Origin of the sequence: Dokdonia sinensis (assembly GCF_003688895.1) — a bacterium.
In the GTDB taxonomy this organism is placed as follows: Bacteria; Bacteroidota; Bacteroidia; order Flavobacteriales; family Flavobacteriaceae; genus Dokdonia; species Dokdonia sinensis.
In genome coordinates, this window is the sequence record NZ_REFV01000002.1 from 16,168 (window position 1) to 39,268 (window position 23,101).

Genomic DNA, 23,101 nt, shown 5'->3' on the forward strand with positions numbered 1-23,101 from the left:
TTCCTTCTCTATTTCCTTTTATAGCAACCTCTAAAATACTGTTTTATTATGTTTTATAAATGTTATACTTTACGGTTTTACTTTACCCTATGAAAGATATCAAATACCTTACCGCTTATGCCGTGCCTCTATGTGCGCTTATTGCACTACAAATCAATGGGTTTTGGGCGTGGCTCACTCCTATTTATGCCTTTGTTGCCGTCCCTATTCTAGAAAGTATTTTTCCTGTAAATGACCACAATATCGCCGAAGAGGAAAAGGAGGAAAAGAAGACGCTACATTGGACAGACTTCCTGTTATACCTTAACATTCCTATCGTTTTTGGTATTGTCTTCCTGACTCTGACCACACTTACTTCGGGAACTTTTACGACCTCAGAAATCGTGGGTCTCATCTTCTCTTGTGGTATTGTCATAGGGTCAAATGGTATTAATGTTGCTCACGAGCTAGGACATCGCAAGACCAAGGTTGAACAATTAATGGGAAAACTACTGCTTCTTCCCGCTTTATATATGCACTTTTTTGTGGAGCATAACTTTGGCCATCACCTAAAAGCAGCGACCCCAGAAGATCCAGCGACAGCCAAATACAACCAATCGCTCTACGCATTTTGGATATCCTCTATTTACAGACAATATACAAGTGCGTGGAGTATACAAATGGGTTTGCTCAAACGTGAAAACCGAAGCTTTCTCTCTTATAAAAATGATATGCTGTGGTACCATCTCATACAGGCAGGCTATTTACTAACAGCATTTTTAATCTTTGGAGGATTTGGCCTGGCGATTGTGTTCTTTGCTGCAGTTTCTGGATTTCTATTGCTTGAAACCATAAATTATATTGAACATTATGGCTTACGCCGAAAGAAGACTGCGAGTGGACGTTACGAGCGTGTACGCGAGGTACATTCGTGGAACAGCAACCACGTTTTTGGCAGGATAATGCTTTATGAACTTACACGACACAGCGATCACCACTATCGCGCAAATAAGAAATACCAACTGCTGGATTATCACGATGTGAGTCCGCAACTGCCATATGGCTATCCTACAAGTATGGTGATTTCACTATTTCCGCCGTTGTGGTTTAAGATTATGAATAAAAGGGTGCCTAAGGACCAAGTGCCGGAGTAAAGCTTTTCTCTCACGGAGACACTAAGGCACAAAGTAATATTGCGCTCGTTATCCTCTCGCAAAGGCGCTATGGCGCAAGGAGTTTTCGAGCAGCGCTTAACTTATCGCTATTGGTTGCTTTTCTTGCTTTCCCGACTTGTTCTCAACTTGTTTCAGAAAAGCGGAACTACCTTTATAAAAACTTTAAACCCTAATCTTTTAACCGTTCCCGCCCTTCCCAGTATCTTTGTGCAAAACTCAACGATATGTCTCAAAATGTTCGGGTGCGGTTTGCACCTTCTCCTACGGGTCCATTGCACATAGGTGGTGTGCGTACAGCGCTATTTAATTACCTGTATGCAAAGAAGCACGGAGGAACTTTTGTCCTTAGAATAGAAGATACAGACCAGAAACGCTACGTCCCTGGCGCCGAAGATTACATCGCCGAAAGTCTGGAATGGTGCGGGATTCCCTACGATGAAGGGCCAGGAAAAGATGGTGGTTTTGGACCATATAGACAGAGTGAGCGCAAGGAGAAGTATTACGCTTTCGCGAAAGCGTTACTAGATTCAGGTCACGCCTACTACGCTTTTGACACAGCCGAAAAACTTGACTTTCACCGAAAAGACCACGAGGCAAAAGGGAAAACCTTTATTTACAACTGGCATAACCGTCTAAAGTTAGACAACTCACTAGTACTCTCTGCCGAAGAGACACAGAAACGACTTGATGCGGGAGACGATTATGTCGTTAGATTTAAGATGCCTCAGGATGAAAAACTACACCTTAAAGATGAGATACGTGGCGATATTTATATAGACACAAACATTCTAGACGATAAGGTCCTTTTCAAATCTGACGGAATGCCTACCTATCATTTGGCAAATATTGTAGACGACCATTTAATGAAAATCACACACGTCATACGTGGTGAGGAGTGGTTGCCTTCACTGGCCTTACACGAATTGCTGTACCGCGCTTTTAACTGGGAAGCTCCTAAGTTTGCTCACCTCCCACTTATCTTAAAACCCGTAGGGAAAGGAAAGTTGAGCAAGCGTGACGGAGATAAAATGGGGTTTCCTGTTTTCCCATTACAATGGAATGACCCAAAGACAAATGAAGTTTCCGCAGGCTACCGAGAAGATGGATATTTTGCCGAAGCAGTGGTTAATATGCTTGCCTTTTTAGGTTGGAATCCAGGAACGGAACAAGAGATTTTCTCACTAGAGGAGCTTACTGAAGCCTTTGAGCTTTCAAGAGTGAACAAAGGCGGAGCCAAATTTGACCCAGAAAAGACAAAGTGGTTCCAGCAACAGTATATGCAACATACGGATGATGCCATTATTGCCGATGATTTTATCGCCTTGCTTACAGAAAAAGATGTAGATACTACTACAGAGCTTGCCACAACAGTCGTAAAAATGATTAAAGAACGTGCTGTATTTGTAGAAGACCTGTGGACCCTCGGGAGCTTTTTCTTTGTGGCTCCAGTTACCTTTGATGAAAAAGCTTCAAAAAAGGCTTGGAAAGAAGATACGGCGCGTATTATGGAAGAGGTTACTATTATCCTGAAAAACGTTTCTAATTTTACTACGATTAACATCCAGACTGCAGTTAAGGAGTGGATTGTAGCTCAAGAGCTCAGTTTTGGTAAAGTGATGCAACCGTTTAGATTAAGTCTTGTAGGAGCTATGCAAGGGCCTGATGTTTTTGAAATTGCTACGACTATTGGTAAAGAAGAAACCTTGAAGCGCTTGGAGTATGCTATCGCTACGTTAGGATAAAGTGTGGTGTCCATTTTGGCGCAGTCAAGAAATATCTAAATAACAATGGCGAGAATTAAGTTCTCGCCATTGTTATTTTACAGTAATTACGTTCTTTTAGAAATAGAATACAACTCCAGCAGCAATAACTGAAGGATTCCCGCTAAACTCCTCTGCAGAGCTATCTACATCAAGTAAGTTTTGTTCATTGAGATTATTCAACATGTTTGTAAAACCATATTGATATTGCACTTTAAAGCGGAAACGCTCAAAACCACCTGTGAGTGCAACTATCGCAAACCCGTTTATTCTAGAGATTTCCTCCAGATCCGTTGCTTTTAAACTGGCGTAGCCTTTTACAATATTATCTGCTTGACCATTTTGCTTAAGCTTCATCTTACTGTTTACGAGTAATGCCGGCCCAGCATCTATGGCTAAATACTGACCTATGATGTTATAGCTAAGTAATATATTAAGTTGTGCTCCTATGATTTCATAGGGCATATCTTCAAACGTTCTAGTTCCTAGTGCTCTTCCTTGAACGTTTGTCTTCAGGCTTACGAGGTCAATCCCATAAACCATTCCAAAGTTATTATATAAACGTCCCCTCGTTGTAAGACCTGCCTGAAATCCTCCGTCGCCTTCAGATTCAAAACTTGTGGTATTTAAATCTAAGGTCGCATACTTTGCTTGTATTCCCACACGATTGTAATTCCCAGAACCCATATAAGATTGTCCTGAGACCACTGTGGTGAGTAAGAAAGTAAAGGTAACCGTTAAGAAAAATTTCATTGTGTTGTTTTAGATTTGGGAATCTTGTCCTTAGGCGCTTCGAATATATACTAACATTTGTTCCCTAAAAGATTTTTTAGCCCAACTGTTACTTTTTATCGATAAGAGATACTTATAAACTGTATATTGATGCTCAAGAGGCTTTAAAAAGTCATATTCTAACCTTAAAAACTTATTTATGTCACAAGTTATTATACCTGTAGTTATATTTCTGGGGATTATCATCCTGCTCTCGGGAATATTTATGGTTAAACAGCAAACCGCCGCTATTGTGGAACGTTTCGGAAAATTTATAGGTGTCCGTAATTCAGGACTCCAATTTAAAATTCCTGTTTTTGATAAAATTGCTGGGCGAATCAATCTTAAAATCCAGCAACTGGATGTTGTTGTGGAAACTAAGACCAAGGATGATGTATTCGTCCGATTAAAAATTTCTGTTCAATTTCAAGTAGTGAAGGACAAAGTTTACGATGCTTTTTATAAGCTAGAAAATCCGCACGATCAAATTACTTCTTATGTATTTGATGTAGTGCGAGCAGAGGTTCCTAAAATGAAACTGGATGATGTTTTTGAGCGTAAAGATGATATTGCCATCGCTGTGAAGAGAGAACTTAACGAGGCAATGTCTAGCTATGGTTTTGACATCATTAAAACGCTGGTTACAGATATTGATCCAGATATGCAGGTAAAGGCAGCTATGAACAGAATTAACGCTGCAGAGCGTGAGAAAGTGGCTGCAGAGTTTGAAGCCGAAGCAGACCGTATCAAGATTGTAGCTAAAGCTCGTGCAGAAGCAGAGTCTAAACGTCTCCAGGGACAAGGTATTGCAGACCAGCGTCGCGAGATTGCGCGTGGACTAGAGGAGTCTGTAGATGTATTAAATAACGTTGGGATCAACTCTCAAGAAGCATCTGCGCTTATTGTAGTGACTCAACATTATGATACGCTTCAATCCATTGGGGAAGAAACTAATTCTAACCTTATCCTATTGCCTAATTCACCTCAAGCAGGAAGTAATATGCTTAACGAGATGATTGCTTCTTTTGTGGCATCTAACCAAATAGGAGAAGAGATGAGAAAGGCAAATGAGAAAAAGGGCATTACAAATAAGAGAAAAGATGGGTCTGAAGAATAAATCCTAACTTTTCTACAAGAAAAAACCTCGAAGCTCAACTGCTTCGAGGTTTTTAATTTTCATAGCAATATGAATTATCCTTTATGTTGCTCGCCGGTATCTACGTCCTTAACACGCTTGTAACCAAAAATAGCACTAACAAGTTTTGCTACAACCGCTTTTTGCAAGATTGACCCAATCATACTAGCAATAGTACTCACGGGCGAAAAGCCCATACTTAGTCCGCTCTTTGCGCCATTAATATTCAATCGTAACTCTTCCTCCCCTATTTGCTTTTTAAGTTTGAGGATTTTTAAATCTTGGTCTATTTGGTCAAAATTAGTGTACACTCTCATGAATCGTAGATTTTGGTTGCGTTACTGCTGTTGTAACAGTCGTTTCGGACATCTTTTCATTAAAGGCCATTTTACTATATTTCATAAGGAGCATCTTCTCTATTGGCTTTTTCGCGAAAGCGAAAATCAAAAGAAAAACCACGACGTAAAAAGCACCAACTATAAAATATCCTGCACTAGCATTCTCCATAGACTCGCCTATAATAATGGCTACACCTACGGAAATGAATAAAAGGGCTATTAGGGCAAACGTAGCGCGTATCGCCACATTTGCAAATCCTATGAGCCCTTTCATTGAATTTCTAAATATACTCAACTTGTAATATTCTGCAGAAGTTTTTATGTACTGCTCAGTATTACTTGTGAGTTCTTTAATGTTGTCCGTTAGTTTTTCAAAAGCCATAAATGGTTGGTTTGGTTTAGGCTTAAGATAATGTTTTTTCTGCCCTTGCTTTGATTTCGTTTACCGTCGCGTCTTTTTGGAGTTTAGCATTTTGCTTACGTAAATCTGCAAGCTTACTTTCAAGACTTCCTATAATATCATCTGCCTTGTAACTTGCTGTTGAGATTGTATCATTTAAACGCTCTTCAAAAGTTAGCTTAGCTTTCTGAGCATTATCTGCTAGCGACGCTCTTGTTTCCTTAAGTTGCTTTGCCAGTTTATCTTGTTGCTTCTTTGCTTTTTTAGATAAATCTTTTCTTGTTTTAGTTCCTTTGTCAGGAGCATAAAGAATTCCGGCTACTGCGCCTATTGCTCCCCCTAAGACTAGTGCTAATAATGTATTGCTTGACTTGCTCATAATAGTTGTTTTGTTTTATTGATTTGTGATGCTGTAAAAATAGCCCAACATCACACTGATTGCAGTTAATAACCGGTTAATATCCTTAAGTCGAACTGCCAAAGTTTGTTAACAAAAACCCCGCTTCCATTGAGAAGCGGGGTATTGTGCTAAAATATGTTAAAATGAAAGCGTTCGTTTCTTAAAATTTACGTGCCGCTTCCTGCAATAATTCATTACTATCTTCTCTAGCTTTTTGAACAAATTCTTCAGCGCCTTCTATAGATGAGATTTCTTTTGAGTTCGCTTTCGCGAAAGCGTACAAACTCTCCATCCCCGCCAGTCGAGTCCCGATTTTCTTTGCCGAAGTATTAAAGAATCCTTTCACCTCTTCTTCAGTCAACTTTACCGCATGATTATGAATGTCTGAAAGGGTGTTGATGCGCTTCTCATCAGGAAGATTTGCAAGTTTTTTCCCTAGTTTATTTATCACGCTCAACGGCGAGGCTTGTTGCTGTTGTTGCGGTTTTTGTTGTGGTTTATTCTGCTGTGGCTTCGGTTTAATCTTTGCCCAAGAATCACGCAGCCCAACCGTGCGATTAAAAACCAATTTAGTTGGAGTACTGTCCTTATCCACATTAAAATACCCCTTGCGCTGAAACTGAAATACATCTCCCACACCTGCAGTTTTTAAGGATGGTTCAAGATATCCTGTTATTTTCTGGAGCGAATTAGGATTCACAAACTCCATAAAATCTTTGTCCTTGTGCCCGTCTGGATTCTCATCGCTAAACAAGCGGTCGTACAATCGCACCTCAGCCGGAATGGCGTGCGGGATAGATACCCAGTGCAACGTTCCCTTCACATTGCTCTTAGAAGCCTCCGTCCCACTACCCGACTTGCTGTCTGGGTCATAAGTACAATGGATTTCTGTAATGTTTCCGTTTTCATCTTTTATGGCTTCGCCACCCTCAATGATATAAGCGTTCTTTAAGCGTACTTCCTTTCCTGTCGTGAGTCGGAAGTATTTGCTTCCTGCGTTTTCTTTAAAGTCCTCGCGCTCTATGTATAATTCTCGTGAGAATGGTACTTGGCGTTCGCCTGCACTTTCATCTTCGGGATTATTTTCGGCATCGAGCCACTCTTCTTTTCCTTCAGGATAATTTGTAATGACCAGTTTGACCGGATCCAACACAGCCATTACACGCGGTGCAATCTTGTTTAAATCTTCCCGTATGTGAAATTCTAAAAGCGCAACATCAATCACATTCTCACGTTTTGCCACACCCACCGCATCTATAAAATTACGGATGGAAGCAGGCGTATATCCTCTCCTGCGCAGTCCAGAAATCGTAGGCATACGCGGGTCATCCCAACCAGAAACCACACCTTTCTCTACGAGCGTAAGCAACTTGCGCTTGCTCATTATGGTGTAATTCAAGTTTAAACGGGCAAATTCTCGTTGCTTAGGGCGCAAATCTTCACCTGAGTACACTTGGTCCAAAAACCAGTCGTAAAGCTCCCTGTGGGGCTTAAATTCGAGCGAACATAAACTATGCGATATCTGCTCTATGTAATCACTCTCACCGTGGGTCCAGTCATACATCGGGTAGATGCACCAGTTATCCCCCGTACGGTGGTGCGACTTGTGAAGCACACGGTACATAAGCGGGTCGCGCATTAACATATTTACGTGTTGCATATCAATTTTGGCACGTAATACGTGTTCGCCAGCTTCAAATTCGCCAGCCTTCATACGCTCAAATAAATCCAGATTCTCTTCCACACTGCGGTCACGGTATGGTCCTGCAACGCCAGGCTCTGTAGGCGTTCCCTTTTGCTCCGCCATCGCCTCGCTAGATTGAGAATCTACGTAGGCTTTTCCATTTTTGATAAGCTGTATTGTCCAGTCATACAATTGCTGGAAATAATCGCTTGAAAAACACACCTTATCCCACTCGTATCCTAACCAAGAAACATCTTCCTTGATAGCATCTACGTATTCCTGTTCCTCTTTGGCGGGGTTTGTATCGTCAAAACGCAGGTTCACCGGCGCCCCATACTTCTCCCCTAGCCCAAAACTGATGCATATCGCCTTACAATGCCCGATGTGCAAATACCCGTTAGGCTCTGGCGGAAACCGAAAACGCAAGTCCTCCCGCGAGTAGTCCTGTGCTAAATCCTGCTCTACAATCTGCTCAAGAAAATTGAGCGGTTTATGTTCTTCTGTCATTGTATCTGGTTGAGGTGTAAAATTACACAATTTGAGTTTTGGATGTGTGGGGTATTTGCCTGTTGTTTTATTACGCTTTCGCAAAAGTGGATTGCGCGGGAGGACATAAGACTAGGACTTCGTCCTGACGTGGGGCGTAGGACTAATGCCCAAACCTTTTTTAGCCGTACGTCTTACGTCAATCGAGCGAAGCGAGATACGTCCTATGTCGAAAAGAGCCGGAATTGATTTAACTTTGCGCATTAATCAATAATATATCCGCCCCTGCCGGCAGGCAGGCAGGTTCGCGGGAATGACAAAAAAAGGCTTTTGATGGGAAAAATACGAGTTACAAATATTAGAGTGTACGCCTACCACGGTTGCCTTACGGAAGAAACCAAAATAGGCTCGGACTACCGTGTAGATGTGGAGATTGAGGCAGATTTAACTAAAAGTGCCACCACAGACCAGCTGGGCGATACGGTGGACTATGTATTGCTCAACCGCATTGTCAAAGAAGAAATGGCAAAACCCTCACATTTACTAGAAACTGTTTGTGAGCGCATTCTTGTGCGCTTTCTAGAGGAAGATGCGCTGATAAACCTAGCTACTGTCGCGGTTTCTAAGCTCAATCCGCCCATAGGTGGAGATGTGGAGATGGTGACGGTGGAGCGGTCTAAGGGTAGACTTTAGACGGTAGTTTTTCAATTTGAGACCTATTCAAAGAGGTGAAGTAAGAAATTTTCTAAAATCTCACACCTAATATCTAATATCTATATATCTTTGCACCCACAAACTGGTATCGTGGCCGAGTGGCTAGGCAGTGGTCTGCAACACCATCTACAGCGGTTCGAATCCGCTCGATACCTCAGAGAAAAGGCTCCTTATTGGGAGCCTTTTTTGTTTTGTTTTAAACTATTTTTTGCTTTTTAAAAGATCCAACAACTTCTTAGGATCCTGACGATTATCCCAAAATGCAGTAATGATAATTTCACTATCATTCCATTTATAAAACATGCTAAAGTGACCCAATGAAGCTACCCGTGTATGCTTAAAATCTGCAACTTTGTAGATGAGCGGGGTTTCGGAAATTTGTTTTGTGCGCTCAGCAACAATTTTTATTAGCTTTTTAGAATAGGAGTTCGATTTATTTCGCTTCGTCCAATAGTCGAGGATGTTGAGATATTGAGTATCGGCAGTCTTTGTCCACTTTACAACTCGTCGAGCCATTTTAGATTTCTTTTATCCATTTCATCTTGAGAAATCAATCTTCCGTTCTCAATATCCGCTTCACTCATTTCAAGCATTTGCCTCTGCTCAGGAGTAATAGTTACAATATCATCATTTGTAGCGCTTGACGCTACAAGATTATCGAGTGCCATAAGAAAATCTTTGTTTCTTATGGTCAGAATTTTATCAATAAGACTGCTTCTTATTTTCTCTACAGTTGCCATTTTCTAATGTAATTAGATATACAATTTCGGAAATATAATTGAACGGGCATAGAATATTAATCTTAAAATAGCTAGGCAGTAGTCTGCAACACCATCTACAGCGGTTCGAATCCGCTCGATACCTCAGAGAGAAGGCTCCTTATTGGGAGCCTTTTTTAATTTATAAAAACTACAGCGGTTACCCCAAAATCTCGGGACGCTTAATATCTAAAAAAAAAGAGAGCTCAAGTTGGCTCTCTTTATATTTTTTATTCTGTGCACGCTTTATATTATTTGACTTGGTAATTTTTATTACTTCTGCGCGAGTTTATAATTATTGACTAAAACCGAAGCCGAAATCTGAAGTATTTGTTCTAACTCTCGTATCATATCAACGGTCAATCTTTTTTTTCGATTAAGGATTTCCGATACTCTACTTTTCCCTCCTATTATTCCGACCAAATCTTTTTGGCGCATATTTAATTCTTCCATTCGAATTTTTATAGCTTCAATTGGATCTGGTGCTTCAATGGGATAATGTTCATTTTCATAATTTTCAATGAGCAATGATAGTATTTCAGCTTCATCGCCGTCTTTAGTATCGACTGGGGCATCAAAAATTACTTCTAAACGCTCAAGTGCGCTTCGATAATCTTTTTCGGATTTAATAGGTTTTAATTCCATAATAGTTTTTAAATCGTATCAGCATCAATTTTGTCATATTCGGCGTGCGTACCTATAAAACGTATAAATGCCCATTGTTTCTCATAATTGAATTTCACAATAAGTCGGTATGAGTTTCCTTTTATATTAAAAACTACGCGACCATTTTTTAAAATACTCGCGTTAATATATGTTTGTTTTACATCATTGGGTGAAAACCATTTAGCACTTTTTGCCGTGTCATACCAAGTCTTTAAATACTGCTCAGCATCGCCGTGTTTTACCCAATAATCTCGAAGCGTACTTTTGGCAATTATTCTTTTCATTCACCCAATTATAGAACAAATATACAACAAGTTCTCAAATAGTGAACATAACTATTATTCTAAATTATAGCTAGGCAGTGGTCTGCAACACCATCTACAGCGGTTCGAATCCGCTCGATACCTCAGAGAAAAGGAACTTCTTCACTGGGGTTCCTTTTTTTATAGAGAATTATAGCGATTTCTCCTAGATTTGGTACGCTCGATTCTCCAAAGAGGAGACTACCCTCTATCCGCCTCCTTTGTTTATCGCTTTTCAATTACTGTTACATCCTATTTATTTATCAGTTAAATTTTTGCAAAATACCAAGGAACAGGTTCATAATCTTTGTCTTTGTCGTTCATATACTCAACAAGATCTTTCCAATTTTTGTCATTCCTAATTAATCCATACTCGTTAAGTTCAATATCTCAATTACTCTTCAAATCCTTAAATAAATCGTGGCAATGAAAAGAATGAAAATCCCCACCTATCTCTATACCAATCATATCGAATCCGAGCAGATTCCCTTCATCATTATCTAACTCCTGTTTTCGTAAATTATATCTCAAACCTATTTCTCCCATTTCTTTACTTTGCGGTTCAAAATGTTCAATAAAATCATTTTTCTCTACTGTTGGTAAATAAACGCCTAAAATCTTTATATCATTAAGGTGCTGAAAAAATCTATCTCTATATTCCTGGGCTGAATTAATGCAATTAAACAAATTGGGGTATCCAATTTTATTTACCCTGTCCATTTGGTTAGTCCAAGTATGAATTGATTCAATTATTTTATAACTTATACCTAAGCTATTGATTGCTTCTTCTTTCTCATTTTTATGTATGGTCCAAGGTCTTGAAAACGTATCTAATAGACTAACATTTATGCAACTACTGCAAGTCAAAACGTGCTTGTCTTTAAAAGTCCCGAATCTAACTGGTCGAGTCTTCATTAAATAGTATCCTGCTTTATAATAATCCATAATTAAACGAAAATATATTACAACTTTTCAAATTCCTTGTTTTTAGTTGGATAAGCACAAGAAGAAATTCACATTTATCACTTCTACAAAGATTTTCATTGTAGGAGCTATAATTTACATAAGCATATTCAATTATTTTTACAATAAGCCATAATCTTAAGTTTACAATTTAATATTAAGTTTTGCTTAAAACATACTGTATGATAAGCTTTATAGTCGATAAACTTAATGTATACGATTTAAGCATAAACCCTTTCGCGATACGCTAAAGACGTATTTATAAAAAGCGAACCCACCATCACTACTCCCCTTCAGGAATCTCCTTCATCGTGGGTTGTTCTTCCATATATTTCTCAAAACCGCTTTGTATGTCCAGACGGTCTTTTGGAATAAAGCCTTTTACGACGAGTACCAGTCCACAAACAATAAGTAATAAGCCAAGTACCTTTTTTGTTTTAAAGATGCGACGTGGGGTGAGGAAGCGTTTGAGTTGTTTGGCGAGGACGATTTTACAGAGGTCTGTAATGATAAAAGCACCGATGAGTCCTGTAAAGAATATCATTATCCGGTTAGGATCCCCATCTACTGATGGTCCTACGATAATGATGATTCCCAACCAAAAGATAAGTACGCCTATATTGATAAAATTGAGCAGAAATCCTTTTACAAAGAGCTGTAAATATCCTTTCTTTTTGATTTTAGTCCGATTAGGGTCTAAGGCCGCTAGTGTCGGCCTTTTTAAATAAATGGTAAGTCCATATACAATGAGAATCGCCCCTCCAAACACAAACAGCCCTGGCTGATTACTAAGATTTTCTAAAAGCTGATAACTACTGAGATACGCAATCCCGATGAAGCAAATATCCGCTAGGATGACTCCAGTGTCTAGGGCTACTGCTGCTCTAAAACCTTTGGTCGCGGCCGTTTCGATAAGTACAAAAAAAACAGGACCTATCATAAACGCCATTACAAAGCCAGAAGTAAGCGCAAACGGAAGGTCTTGAAACATAAAAAGGGAATGGTTTTACACAAAGTTAACCATTCCCTTAAGACTTGTCAATTTAGACGTATCAATGTAGTGTGTTCTCGACTCCGCTCGAACGACACTCGACTCTTACATAATCCGAATACGACCGCCAAAGGTGCGACGACGTTTTACATTTTCTGGTTTCCCGTACACATCTACATCGCCACCGGCTCTTATGGTGACATCTGCCAGTTTGGACGCATAAACTTCTACTTCTCCTCCTGCTTGTACAAATACTTCTGAGTTCTCGGTTTCAAGGTCTCTTCCTTCATAGATTCCTCCAGTGTTAACGGTAACATCTTGGGATTGTGCGAGTCCGCTGGCTTCTATGATGCCTCCGGTTACGGCGCGCATTTTAGCGTTTTTTACTTTTAAGCCAACTTTAGCCCTAGCGCCTTCTTGCATCTTGATCTCGATGTTGTCCTGCTCTATAAGCTCGTTGGATGATATTACCGCTCCTTCGTTCCCATCAATGGTTTTTAAGTTGTTGTAATGCACGTGAACAAAAGTCTCGTCTCCATCAAAAATGAGGTCAATTTCCATTTTGATTTTAAGTACGCCATCTTTGTTTACCACCACCAGCTGGTCTGCATCTGCTCCTGTGATGACGACTTTATTTTCGTCAGACTTTACGAGGTTTACGACAATACGGTCGTATACTTTTACCTCTGTAAAATCGCCAACGTCTTTGTTGATTGAGCTTTGTGCGTAAGCCATTGCGGTTATAACAAGTGCAATGAGGGTATGTGTGAATTTCATAGTTATTTTCTTTTGTTTGGGGTAAAGACAAAGAAGGTTTTGGATTGTTACAGTTGTAAGGGATTTTCCACTAGCCAATTTTTGAAGTATTCAACGCATATAGCATCAATGTTTGATCTGTTTGCGCTAGGCTAATAAAACTGTATTTCTTCTTCTTTTAATGAAATATATGCGTGATACAGAAGATAAAATGGCATCAATTCCTCATCATAATCAGTTTTTAAACAAGCCTTGTTAAAACTAAATAAGCCAGTTTCTAATTCTATCATATTGTCTAGCAATTGTTGAATCCTTAACCGAATAAAGCATTGAATTGCTAAAGATTCATCATCTAATTCAACCTTGAATTCAGATAATACTTTACGAACTAATTCACTTAAAGCATCTTCATTAAATGTTTTTTCAACACCCGCCAGTCTACCTAAATTCTCAGAATCAAAACCAGCTATCAACATTTCAGTAGCCCAATCTGAGTACACTTTGTGCTCTGCAATTTCAAAATATCTTAGAGCGATGACTTTATATGTTGTAGATACTAATTTCATCTTTAATGCCTCGCCCCTTTCCAAGTACCACCATAGGTATACCCAGCCTTGGGCTGACTTTCCTCACAACAGGATTTACATACAAAAACCCAAGGTTTGCCACTTCCTAACCGAACGCGGTATGCAACTGTGATTCCTCTATTGCAAGAATGGCAAATCTTAGTTTTCATAAAATACTATCCCACCGTATTCTGAATGAGCTTTGTAAAATGTGGATAGTATATTCTTCCCCACATCGGGTTGCTTTTAAATTTAAAGACTTCGTTTGTTGTGGTATCTACAACCACAGGAACTGTAAATCCTGCCCATTTTTTACCAGATTTTAATCCGTGGCAGTAGGCTTTGGCCTCTGGTGTGATGTTGCTTGACGTGATAATCGAAATGACTCCTATCCCCGATTGCAGACCTCTGGGCCAACCTTTATAGTGCGTTTTTGTGTATTCAAAAGCATTCTTGAGATGGTATTCTATTTCTTGTACACCAACCTCTTTGTCTCCAAAATCTGAAACCACAATAAACGTATTGAGTTGTGTCGCCATCCACGACCAGCGGAATTCTTTCTCGTAAGCGATTACTGCTGGGTAATCTATAAACTGCTCTTCTGAGTGTAAAATTCCTGCAGACTGAAAATACTGTTTTGCTTTTTCAAGATACATAGTTCGTGGTTTTAAGGTTTGTGTTTACGCTTTCGCGAAAGCGTACTTCTATTTAATCTCTTTCTTCCTCAATTCAAATAGATCCTTACGACGATCTCTGAGGTTCTTTACGGCGCCAAACTGATTCAAGTTACGCAATAAGTCTATATCGCAGTCGGCAATGAGGATCATCTCGGTGTTAGGGGTGGCTTCTGCCTTGATTCCGTTTGCGGGGAAGGAGAAATCGCAGGGTGTAAACACCATAGACTGTGCGTACTGGATGTCCATATTGTGCACTTTTGGCAGGTTTCCTACGCTTCCGGCAATAGCAACATAGCACTCATTTTCAATCGCTCTTGCTTGGGCACAGTTACGTACTCTGGAATAACCGTTTTGCGTATCTGTTAAGAAGGGAACAAATAGGATGTCCATTCCTTCGTCAGCTAGGAGACGGCTCAGTTCTGGGAACTCAGAATCATAGCATATCAGGATGCCAATCTTCCCACAATCGGTGTCAAAAGATTTGAGCTCGTGACCGCCTTGCATTCCCCAGACTTTGGCTTCATCTGGAGTAACGTGAAGTTTTTCATAACGCTCTGTAGAGCCATCACGTCTGCACAAATAGCCTACATTATACAGCAAATCATCCTTAATTTCTGGCATACTCCCTGTGATGATATTGATGTTATAAGAAATCGCTAGCTGTGAAAAACGTTGCACAATTTCTTCGGTATGTTTTGCAAGCTCACGTATCGCTTGAGAAACGGGAAGATGGTTATTTTCTGCCATAAGTGGCGCGTTGAAAAACTCTGGGAACAAGGCAAAATCTGAGCGATAACCAGAAACAGCATCTACAAAATATTCTGCTTGTTGCATCAGTTCTTCCAGGTCTTTGTACAAACGCATTTGCCACTGAATAAGTCCTAGGCGTACGACTTTCTTTTTAGTCGTTGCAACTTTTGACTTCTTCTCGTAGTAAATGTTATTCCACTCGAGGAGTACTGCAAATTCGCCCGAATCTCCATCGCCTGGAAGGTATCCTTTTAGGATTTTGGCAGGATGAAAATCGTTTGAAATCTGAAAATTTAAGACTGGGTCGTGTATTTCCTTGCGACGAACTTTGTCTATGTATTCCTTTGGTGTAAGGGAATCTGCGTGTTTGTGATAGTTAGGAATGCGCCCTCCGAAGAGGATTCCCTTTAAATTTTGCTGTTCTGCAAGTTCTTTACGGTAATCATATAATCTACGTCCTAAACGGAGACCACGATATTCTGTTTTTATAAATACATCGATACCATACAGAATGTCTCCATCTGGTTTGTGGGTATTGAACGTGTAATTCCCTGTGACGTCTTGATACGTATGAACATTGTCAAAAGTCGCTTCATTCAGTTTTATACTGAGGGCACAACCCGCCAACTTACCATCTATTTTTATTACTACCTGACCTTCTGGAAACTTCTTTATAAGTGCAGTGATTTGTTGCTCGTTCCAGTACATATCTGGCATATTAGAATATGCCTGTATCATTGCACTTTTAAGTTCCTCGTAGTCTGCGAGTGTGAGGTATTTTAATTCTATGTTTTCTATGGATGATATCATCTTATGGTTGTTAAATTTAGCCTTAATAAAAAACGCAAAATTAAGGTGGGTTTCTCTTAATATTTTGGTAAAAAATAGGGTGTAAAAAAAGAGCCACTTCGGGCTCTTTTAAAATGTGTTAGTTCAATTTTTTACTTCTTATTCGATTTTAATTCCACCTCATCCTTCGTCCCAATCAATGTAAAATCAAGATGCTTCTTTACTAAATCTGCTTCTTTTACCTTAACATAAACCTCATCACCTAGGGTAATGGTTCTTCCAGATTTTTGACCTACGATGGAGTAGCTATCTTGATCAAATTCGTAATGGTCACCTTTAATATCGCGCAGTCGTACCATTCCTTCACATTTGTTTGAAATTATTTCTACATAGATTCCCCACTCGGTTACTCCAGAAATTACTCCGAGGAATTCCTCGTCTTTATGGTCCTGCATAAACTTGACTTGCATATATTTTATGCTGTCACGTTCTGCTTTTGTGGCAAACATTTCCATATTTGAAGTATGCTTACAACGTTCTTCATACTTATCATCACTAGCACTTTTACCACCATCTAGATAATGTTGTAAGAGTCTGTGTACCATTACATCTGGATAACGACGTATAGGTGAAGTGAAATGCGAATAGTAATCAAAAGCAAGTCCGTAATGCCCTATGTTATCTGTAGAATACACCGCTTTACTCATTGTACGGATGGCAAGTGTGTCTACTAGATTTTGCTCTTTACGACCGTTTACGTCTGACAATAATTTATTGAGTGATGCTGTTGTACTTTTTCTATCCTTGAGATTAAGTTTATACCCAAATTTCCCGATAACCTTCTCCAGAGCAGCAAGTTTTTCATCATCCGGTTCATCGTGAATTCGGTATACAAACGTCTTTTTGACATCTTGTTTTCCTATAAATTCAGATACTTTTCGGTTTGCAAGAAGCATAAACTCCTCGATGAGCTTGTTTGCATCTTTTGAGGTTTTAAAGAAAACGCCTGTTGGGTTTGCTTCATCATCTAGTTCGAATTTTACTTCGACTTTATCAAAAGAGATAGCACCATCTCGCATACGCTGGTTGCGCATTATTTTGGCTAGTCTATCGAGTTCTAAGGTGGCTTCTTTCAACGCTTCAGAAACTTGATATTCCTTTCCTGTTAAAGATACTTCGGCTGGGATGGTGGTAGATTTACTTTCGATAATGGCCTGCGCTTCTTCGTAGGCAAATCGAGCATCGCTATACGTCACGGTACGTCCGAACCATTGATTGGTAATTTTCGCGGAAGCGGGATTCATTTCAAACACTGCAGAGAACGTATATTTCTCCTCGTGTGGTCGCAATGAACAGGCTCCATTACTCAAAATCTCTGGTAACATAGGCACGACGCGGTCTACAAGGTATACTGACGTTGCGCGTTCATAAGCTTCATCGTCCAGAATGGTTCCTGGAGTGAGGTAGTGACTCACATCTGCAATGTGGATTCCTATCTCGTAATTGCCATTTTCTAACTTTTGGAAACTCAACGCATCGTCAAAATCCTTTGCATCCTTCGGGTCGATTGTAAAGGTCAATATATCGCGCATATCGCGACGCTTTGCAATCTCTTCTGGTTTTATAGAAGTGTCAATCTTGTTTGCAAACTCCTCCACCTCTGGCGGAAATTCATAGGGTAAGCCATACTGAGCTAGTATTGAGTGAATTTCTGTATTATGTTCTCCTGGTTTTCCCAGTACGTTTGTCACTCGGCCAAAGGGACTGTCTGCCTTCTCGGGCCAGTCTTCTAGGGTTACGACAACTTTATCTCCATCTTGTGCATCGCCTATTTTCTTGAGCGGAACAAAAACATCTGTATACATCTTGTTCTCGTCTGAGGTATGTACAAAAGCAAATTTGTCGTGTATTTTGATCACACCCACAAATTCTTCAGTCTTGCGTTTTAGGATTTTGGTTATTTCTCCCTCGTGCTTTTTGCTACGACGCTGGCGGTAAATGTATACCTCTACTTCATCGCCGTTAAAGGCTTTGTTAAGGTGATGCGGTGGTACGTAAATGTCTTCCTCCAGATCGTCTACCATTACGTATCCTCCACCTTTACTAGAAATATCTACGATTCCCGTGTGGTAATTCTTGTTTGGCGCTATCTGGAACTTGCCACGTTCTGTCTCGACGATTTGCTCTTTTGCTTTAAGCTGTTGCAACATTTTTACAATATCGTTGCGACTGGAGGCGTCGTCTACTCCTATTTTTGACGCTATTTGCTTGTGGTTAAAGGTTTTATTCTTGTCATCCCTTAAGATCCGGATGATTCTTTCTGAGAGGTTTGAAATTTTAGAATTTCCTCTCCTTCTTTTCTTATTACTCATTCATTCATTTTTCTATCGCCCTAAAGTAAGGCTATTCTCGCAATGGCGATGGCCTTTTAATTCATCAGGAACTTTTACAAAGGTAGTGCAAGAGTGCGTCTGTTTAATTATTTAACTCAAAAACAACGGTTTAATCACAATTTCTTTAACAATAATAGTGTTAAATCTTAAAAAAATCTTAAATTTAATGTAACGTTTATACTTTTACTACGTCTTTAAGTCTTTAGGACTATGCGTACTACACCGAGATTGAACATATCGACCCTTATTTTTATCCTTATTTTCCTAGTTGGAATCATAGGAATAGCGTTGTATATCAATAAATCCTTTGACTCAACTTCTACCCCACAAACGCACAAATCTCAACAGGAAGAGATTTCTAGTTTGAGTTAAGATTTTCCTTTCCCCTAGATATTTTCTGAGCCAGAAAACACTAGTTTGCTCAAACACAATCAGATTTTTTACGCTTTTCCTGAAACAAGCTCAGAACAAGTCGCGAAAGCAAAATACTAATCTCACACCTTTTAAAATTATCTTCAGATTCCTCTTTTCAATTTATGTTATCAACACATATTATATATTCCATTTTTTTCTTTTATAAATTTTAAAAAACAATGATGGTTATTATAGCGTGTGAATAGCGGTATAACTTTATAGGGAGAAAGTTGGTAATGTGACTTACTGATACTTATTCACGGGATATGAGCATTGCTATTTTAAGTAAGTGTCCGTAAAATAAACGATTTATGATATGCTGTTAACAATTGTTCATAACGACAGTTGACTATAAATTGCTCATAAATGAGTGGGCAATGTTATTAAAAATCACTCCAATTTTGGCTCATAAAAATGTAAGCAATTTGCGACAGATTAATTTGTGTATGTCCTTCCCTACGCTGTATTGTTATTTTATTTGGACTGTGCAAATAAAGTTATGAGAACTCGTGAGAAGTTATCCCCTGTCGCTATTCACAGCTTGACAGGAGATATGAACAATGTGTGTTGTGATGGTACTAATTACGCTTTCGCGAAAGTTTACTCTGAACTTGTTTCACGTGCAATCCTACACATACCCCGTAATTCCCTAACTTTACACCTCTAAAACAACCCTTATGAAAATCGCCATAGGAAACGACCACGCAGGAACGTCATACAAACAAAAAATTGTAGCCTATCTGGAAGCCGAAGGTCACAATGTTACAAATTACGGTACCGATGATGATGGGAGTGTGGATTATCCAGATTTTGGACATCCTGTTGCCACCCAAGTTGAAAATGGAACGGCAGATTTTGGCATCGTCATCTGTGGGAGCGGAAACGGCATCGCAATGAGCGTAAACAAACACCAGGGCGTACGCGGTGCTCTGTGCTGGATAAAAGAAATCGCAGTACTCGCCAGAGAGCACAACAATGCAAACGTCATCGCTATCCCAGCAAGATACACCTCAGAAAATCAAGCCGTAGATATGGTAAAGGCATTTTTAAATACAGAATTCGAAGGTGGACGTCATCAGAGACGGGTGGATAAGATAGCTTGTTCTTAAGATATCTTCTTAATAAGATAAATAGAAAGAATAGGTTGATATCTTTCTATTCTTGATGGTTATAATGGCCTAAGCGAATTTTACGTAAAAAATGATTTGAACGTAGGGTTAAGCAAACTAGCGCTAGCCTCACATTTTTTATGAATTATTAAAATTTTAGATTTTAGATAATTTGATTTTACTAGAAGACACCTTTAGTTTGCGCCGTAGTGAGGGAAATTTTTAGTAAAATTTGGTTAAGCCTAGCCTTTTTTGGTTCGTTTTTTTGGCAATGAAAAAAATGAACAATTGTATGAAAAGTTACAATTTATGGATGTTAGATAAATTATTACTAAAACTAGTTTATTAAACCAAAAAATGAAAACCAACCTAAATTTTAAAATAAAGCCCTTTAACGCATTACTCACCAGCGAACTCTACGCATTACTCCAGCTACGCGCCGAAGTTTTTGTGGTAGAACAAGATTGCGTCTATCAAGATGTGGATGGAAAGGACCAAAAAGCCATACACGTACTCGGTTTTAAAGAAAGCGAACTTGTGGCGTATACGCGCATTTTTAATGCAGGTGATTATTTTGATAAAGCCAGCATCGGTAGGGTAGTGGTTAAGGAAAGTGAGCGCAAGCATAAATATGGATATGACGTGATGCAAGCTTCTATAGATTATATTGAGGAGACATTAGAGGAAAAATCTATCGAAATTTCTGCGCAAACATATCTAGATATATTTTATAGAAATTTAGGTTTTAAACCCGTAGGCGAGGGGTATCTTGAGGATGGGATTCCTCATATAAGGATGATTAGAGAAAAGAAATGATAGGTCTGAAAGTAATTTATATTGCAAATATTTTAGTCGCTGGATGGATTAGTATTACTTGTTTATTTAATCCTACTAAGGGTGTAGCTACGGTATTTGAAAATGCAATTGCTTATTCAGAAGGAATAAGACTTATTGGAGCTTTATGGTTTGCCATTTTTGTCCTATCCATAATAGGATTGTTCTTTCCTCAAAAAATGAGTTTAGTATTACTTTTTCAACTAATATATAAGGGTTCTTGGCTTGTAGTGGTGGCTGTACCAGCAATTCAAAAGGGTTTAGAATACCCTCGTGGTATGGCGACTTTCTTTTTGGTTTGGGTTATCGTACTTCCGTTTGTAATCCCTTGGAAATATTTGTTTAGCAACTAGTCCTTATACTCCACCCGTTTATCAAACGGCAACCCCAGTTGATACTTCAAATCATCACTCCGCTTATTATCAACAAGGTCCAGACCGTAAACGATTTTATCAGGATCGTCATATAAAAAGGTACCAAACATTCTATCCCATATTGATAGCATATTTCCGTAATTAGTATCTGTCCACGGCATCTCGTGATGATGGTGAAATTTATGCATCGTTGGAGTAACGATAATCCAGCTCAGGGCACGGTCAATTTTATCCGGAATTCTAATGTTTGCATGCGTCCAGTAGGTAAAAGCTACGGTGAGTATACGGTAAAAGAAATAGTAGGAGAGAGGCATTCCCATAATCACCACGGCGCCTAGGGCAAAAAGTTCGCGTATCACAAAATCCAGCGGGTGATGCCTAGTCCCAGAAGTAGCGTCCAGATGCGTGTCACTATGATGAATAAGGTGCAGGCGCCACATCCATTTCACCTTATGCAGTAAATAATGAACACCATATTGCGCGATGAGATCCAGTACGAGAATTGACAATAATATTTCAACCCAAACAGGCCCTTCTAAAAGATGCAAAAGTCCAAACTGCGAAGTTTCTAGCCAAATAAAAACTCCTGCCGTTGCTAGCCCAAAGACTACATTAATAATCATCACAAAGGCTAGAAAGGCAAAATTTGTTTTGGCGTGTTTCCATTTGTTGTATTCCACTTGAGCGACTTGTTCTGAACTCGTTTCACGGAAAGCATAGTACCCTTCTAAAATCCAGAAAAACGTAAGCACCCCAAAAATCCAGAGCGCCTTTTGCCACACCGGCATAAACTCAAAAAAATCTAGAAACGATTGCATAGCTTTAAAGATAGTGAAGTTTTATAATTAGTGGTTAAACATCTAGTTTAGTAATTTTTAGTATAACTTTTAAACTGAGAATAAAACTATGAGGCTTCAAATGGCCTAAGCGAATTTTACGTAAAAAATGATGTGAACGTAGGGTTAAGCAAACTAGCGCCAGCCTCACAGATTTTATGAACAATCCAAATTTATGATATTAGAGAAATAAATTTGATAGGAAGATACCTTTAGTTTGCGCCGTAGTGAGGGAAATTTTTAATAAAATTTGGTTAAGCCTAGACTTTTTTGGTTCGTTTTTACTTACTTCCGACGAGGAGGCACGACGAGAGGAAAGTATATGAAAAAAATGAACAAGTTTAATCAAACGAGAAATCTTCAAAAAGAATTATAAGATAGACTTGAAAGAATTTTTTAAATGAACTACACCACCTTCAACACAGAACGCCTACACCTCCGTCCAGCAACCCTCAATGACGCTTCGTTCATCTTAGAACTCCTTAATATGCCTAAATGGATACAATATATAGGAGACCGGAACGTACACAGCATAACAGATGCAGAAAATTACATTAAAGAGCGTATGATGCCACAACTTGAGCGATTGGGTTACGGAAATTACACCGTCGTACGCAAGGAGGATGGAGCACTTATGGGGTGTTGTGGTTTATATAATCGTGAAGGTCTTGAGGGTGTGGATATTGGATTTTCGTTCCTGCCACAGTATGAGAAAAAAGGATACGCTTATGAGGCCTCGAGGTGTTTGCTGGATGGCGCTTTCGCGAAATTTGATTTGGATAGAGTAGGAGCCATCACCTTAGAAGAAAACACCAGCTCACGTCGCTTGCTCGAAAAACTTGAGCTAAAATTTGTAAAAATGATTACTCTCGAAACCGATGATACAGAATTGATGTATTATGAAATCACGAGATAGATTTTTTACGCAGATAGACAATAGCAAAAGCACTTTTCAAGCTGTTGAAAACTAAAAAAATCCCTTTCAGCGTCTTAAACTTTCAGCCTAAAAATAGGGCTTCCGAAAGGGTAAAAAAGTTTAACATTTTCGCGAAAGCGCATAAAACCTACTTGCGACGTAATG

26 protein-coding genes and 1 tRNA gene are annotated in these 23,101 nt (G+C 39.2%); 9 read left to right on the plus strand and 18 right to left on the minus strand.

The genetic code is table 11. From position 1 onward, the window contains the following. Window positions 1–89: 89 nt before the first annotated feature. Together EAX61_RS02070 and gltX are read left to right on the plus strand one after the other, a co-directional pair. Entirely contained in the window at window positions 90–1,133 is a 1,044-nt protein-coding gene (locus EAX61_RS02070; RefSeq protein WP_121916328.1) for an alkane 1-monooxygenase, read from the plus strand. Window positions 1,134–1,378: 245 nt separating this feature from the next. After that, window positions 1,379–2,896 carry a glutamate--tRNA ligase gene (gene gltX, locus EAX61_RS02075; protein WP_121916007.1) on the plus strand — a complete coding sequence of 506 codons (1,518 nt, stop codon included), beginning with the start codon at window positions 1,379–1,381 and terminating at the stop codon, window positions 2,894–2,896. A gap of 96 nt (window positions 2,897–2,992) precedes the next feature. Here the strand turns inward: gltX and EAX61_RS02080 are convergent, their stop codons facing one another. Next, complete coding sequence (locus tag EAX61_RS02080; protein ID WP_121916008.1) at window positions 2,993–3,667, minus strand: hypothetical protein; 675 nt, start codon at window positions 3,665–3,667, stop codon at window positions 2,993–2,995. Between the two features lie 178 nt (window positions 3,668–3,845). Between EAX61_RS02080 and EAX61_RS02085 the strand changes: the two genes are divergently transcribed. Further along, window positions 3,846–4,802: an SPFH domain-containing protein gene (locus tag EAX61_RS02085; RefSeq protein ID WP_121916009.1), complete on the plus strand. Its 957-nt coding sequence runs from the start codon at window positions 3,846–3,848 to the stop codon at window positions 4,800–4,802. A gap of 74 nt (window positions 4,803–4,876) precedes the next feature. Here EAX61_RS02085 and EAX61_RS02090 read toward each other — a convergent pair whose 3' ends face one another. The 4 genes from EAX61_RS02090 to EAX61_RS02105 all read right to left on the minus strand — a co-directional run bounded on the left by EAX61_RS02090 (window position 4,877) and on the right by EAX61_RS02105 (window position 8,149). Further along, window positions 4,877–5,137 carry a DUF6327 family protein gene (locus EAX61_RS02090; protein ID WP_121916010.1) on the minus strand — a complete coding sequence of 87 codons (261 nt, stop codon included), beginning with the start codon at window positions 5,135–5,137 and terminating at the stop codon, window positions 4,877–4,879. Beyond that, window positions 5,121–5,540 (minus strand): phage holin family protein, encoded by a 420-nt coding sequence (locus tag EAX61_RS02095; protein WP_121916011.1) that lies wholly within the window; start codon window positions 5,538–5,540, stop codon window positions 5,121–5,123. Before EAX61_RS02095 ends, EAX61_RS02090 begins: the two co-directional genes overlap by 17 nt. Before the next feature lie 22 nt (window positions 5,541–5,562). Beyond that, window positions 5,563–5,937, minus strand: coding sequence for a YtxH domain-containing protein (locus EAX61_RS02100; protein WP_121916012.1), 375 nt, complete (start codon window positions 5,935–5,937; stop codon window positions 5,563–5,565). A gap of 181 nt (window positions 5,938–6,118) precedes the next feature. Then, window positions 6,119–8,149 (minus strand): glutamine--tRNA ligase/YqeY domain fusion protein, encoded by a 2,031-nt coding sequence (locus EAX61_RS02105; protein ID WP_121916329.1) that lies wholly within the window; start codon window positions 8,147–8,149, stop codon window positions 6,119–6,121. A gap of 312 nt (window positions 8,150–8,461) precedes the next feature. On the opposite strand from EAX61_RS02105, the gene folB reads away from it, so the two are divergent. Next, window positions 8,462–8,821, plus strand: a complete 360-nt coding sequence (gene folB / locus EAX61_RS02110) for a dihydroneopterin aldolase (RefSeq protein ID WP_121916013.1) — start codon at window positions 8,462–8,464, stop codon at window positions 8,819–8,821. Between the two features lie 105 nt (window positions 8,822–8,926). Beyond that, window positions 8,927–8,997 (plus strand) — tRNA-Cys (locus EAX61_RS02115). Window positions 8,998–9,043: 46 nt separating this feature from the next. Here the strand turns inward: EAX61_RS02115 and EAX61_RS02120 are convergent. From EAX61_RS02120 to rnr, 12 genes are all read right to left on the minus strand, one after another. Beyond that, window positions 9,044–9,358: a type II toxin-antitoxin system RelE/ParE family toxin gene (locus tag EAX61_RS02120; protein ID WP_121916014.1), complete on the minus strand. Its 315-nt coding sequence runs from the start codon at window positions 9,356–9,358 to the stop codon at window positions 9,044–9,046. Continuing rightward, complete coding sequence (locus EAX61_RS02125; protein WP_121916015.1) at window positions 9,340–9,582, minus strand: hypothetical protein; 243 nt, start codon at window positions 9,580–9,582, stop codon at window positions 9,340–9,342. The genes EAX61_RS02120 and EAX61_RS02125 overlap by 19 nt, the downstream gene beginning before the upstream one ends. Window positions 9,583–9,873: 291 nt before the next feature. Further along, complete coding sequence (locus EAX61_RS02130) at window positions 9,874–10,245, minus strand: helix-turn-helix domain-containing protein (RefSeq protein ID WP_121916016.1); 372 nt, start codon at window positions 10,243–10,245, stop codon at window positions 9,874–9,876. Between the two features lie 8 nt (window positions 10,246–10,253). After that, complete coding sequence (locus EAX61_RS02135; protein WP_121916017.1) at window positions 10,254–10,550, minus strand: type II toxin-antitoxin system HigB family toxin; 297 nt, start codon at window positions 10,548–10,550, stop codon at window positions 10,254–10,256. A 408-nt stretch (window positions 10,551–10,958) separates the two neighbouring features. Beyond that, a complete protein-coding gene (locus EAX61_RS02140) occupies window positions 10,959–11,513 on the minus strand; it encodes a hypothetical protein (RefSeq protein ID WP_121916018.1) in 555 nt (184 codons plus the stop codon). A 301-nt stretch (window positions 11,514–11,814) separates the two neighbouring features. Continuing rightward, window positions 11,815–12,522, minus strand: a complete 708-nt coding sequence (locus EAX61_RS02145; RefSeq protein ID WP_121916019.1) for a LysE family translocator — start codon at window positions 12,520–12,522, stop codon at window positions 11,815–11,817. Window positions 12,523–12,627: 105 nt separating this feature from the next. Then, on the minus strand, window positions 12,628–13,299 hold the full coding sequence (locus EAX61_RS02150; RefSeq protein WP_201739404.1) for a head GIN domain-containing protein: 672 nt from the start codon (window positions 13,297–13,299) through the stop codon (window positions 12,628–12,630). Between the two features lie 131 nt (window positions 13,300–13,430). Beyond that, window positions 13,431–13,844, minus strand: coding sequence for a hypothetical protein (locus tag EAX61_RS02155; protein WP_121916020.1), 414 nt, complete (start codon window positions 13,842–13,844; stop codon window positions 13,431–13,433). A gap of 2 nt (window positions 13,845–13,846) precedes the next feature. Further along, complete coding sequence (locus EAX61_RS16765) at window positions 13,847–14,014, minus strand: hypothetical protein (RefSeq protein ID WP_161555171.1); 168 nt, start codon at window positions 14,012–14,014, stop codon at window positions 13,847–13,849. 6 nt (window positions 14,015–14,020) lie between these two features. Further along, window positions 14,021–14,500, minus strand: coding sequence for a hypothetical protein (locus EAX61_RS02160; protein WP_121916021.1), 480 nt, complete (start codon window positions 14,498–14,500; stop codon window positions 14,021–14,023). A gap of 48 nt (window positions 14,501–14,548) precedes the next feature. Further along, a complete protein-coding gene (locus tag EAX61_RS02165; RefSeq protein ID WP_121916022.1) occupies window positions 14,549–16,081 on the minus strand; it encodes a carbon-nitrogen hydrolase family protein in 1,533 nt (510 codons plus the stop codon). Between the two features lie 131 nt (window positions 16,082–16,212). After that, complete coding sequence (rnr, locus tag EAX61_RS02170; protein ID WP_121916023.1) at window positions 16,213–18,432, minus strand: ribonuclease R; 2,220 nt, start codon at window positions 18,430–18,432, stop codon at window positions 16,213–16,215. Window positions 18,433–19,544: 1,112 nt separating this feature from the next. On the opposite strand from rnr, the gene rpiB reads away from it, so the two are divergent. The 3 genes from rpiB (at window position 19,545) to EAX61_RS02185 (ending at window position 21,163) form a co-directional block, all read left to right on the plus strand. Continuing rightward, window positions 19,545–19,976 (plus strand): ribose 5-phosphate isomerase B, encoded by a 432-nt coding sequence (gene rpiB / locus EAX61_RS02175; RefSeq protein WP_121916024.1) that lies wholly within the window; start codon window positions 19,545–19,547, stop codon window positions 19,974–19,976. Window positions 19,977–20,333: 357 nt separating this feature from the next. Then, a complete protein-coding gene (locus EAX61_RS02180; RefSeq protein WP_121916025.1) occupies window positions 20,334–20,792 on the plus strand; it encodes a GNAT family N-acetyltransferase in 459 nt (152 codons plus the stop codon). Continuing rightward, complete coding sequence (locus EAX61_RS02185; protein WP_121916026.1) at window positions 20,789–21,163, plus strand: hypothetical protein; 375 nt, start codon at window positions 20,789–20,791, stop codon at window positions 21,161–21,163. The genes EAX61_RS02180 and EAX61_RS02185 overlap by 4 nt, the downstream gene beginning before the upstream one ends. On the opposite strand, the gene EAX61_RS02190 is transcribed toward EAX61_RS02185, so the two are convergent. Further along, window positions 21,160–22,002, minus strand: a complete 843-nt coding sequence (locus tag EAX61_RS02190) for a sterol desaturase family protein (RefSeq protein WP_121916027.1) — start codon at window positions 22,000–22,002, stop codon at window positions 21,160–21,162. The two genes, EAX61_RS02185 and EAX61_RS02190, sit on opposite strands and share 4 nt — an antisense overlap. Window positions 22,003–22,420: 418 nt before the next feature. On the opposite strand from EAX61_RS02190, the gene EAX61_RS02195 reads away from it, so the two are divergent. Then, complete coding sequence (locus EAX61_RS02195) at window positions 22,421–22,936, plus strand: GNAT family N-acetyltransferase (protein WP_121916028.1); 516 nt, start codon at window positions 22,421–22,423, stop codon at window positions 22,934–22,936. Window positions 22,937–23,101 lie beyond the last annotated feature (165 nt).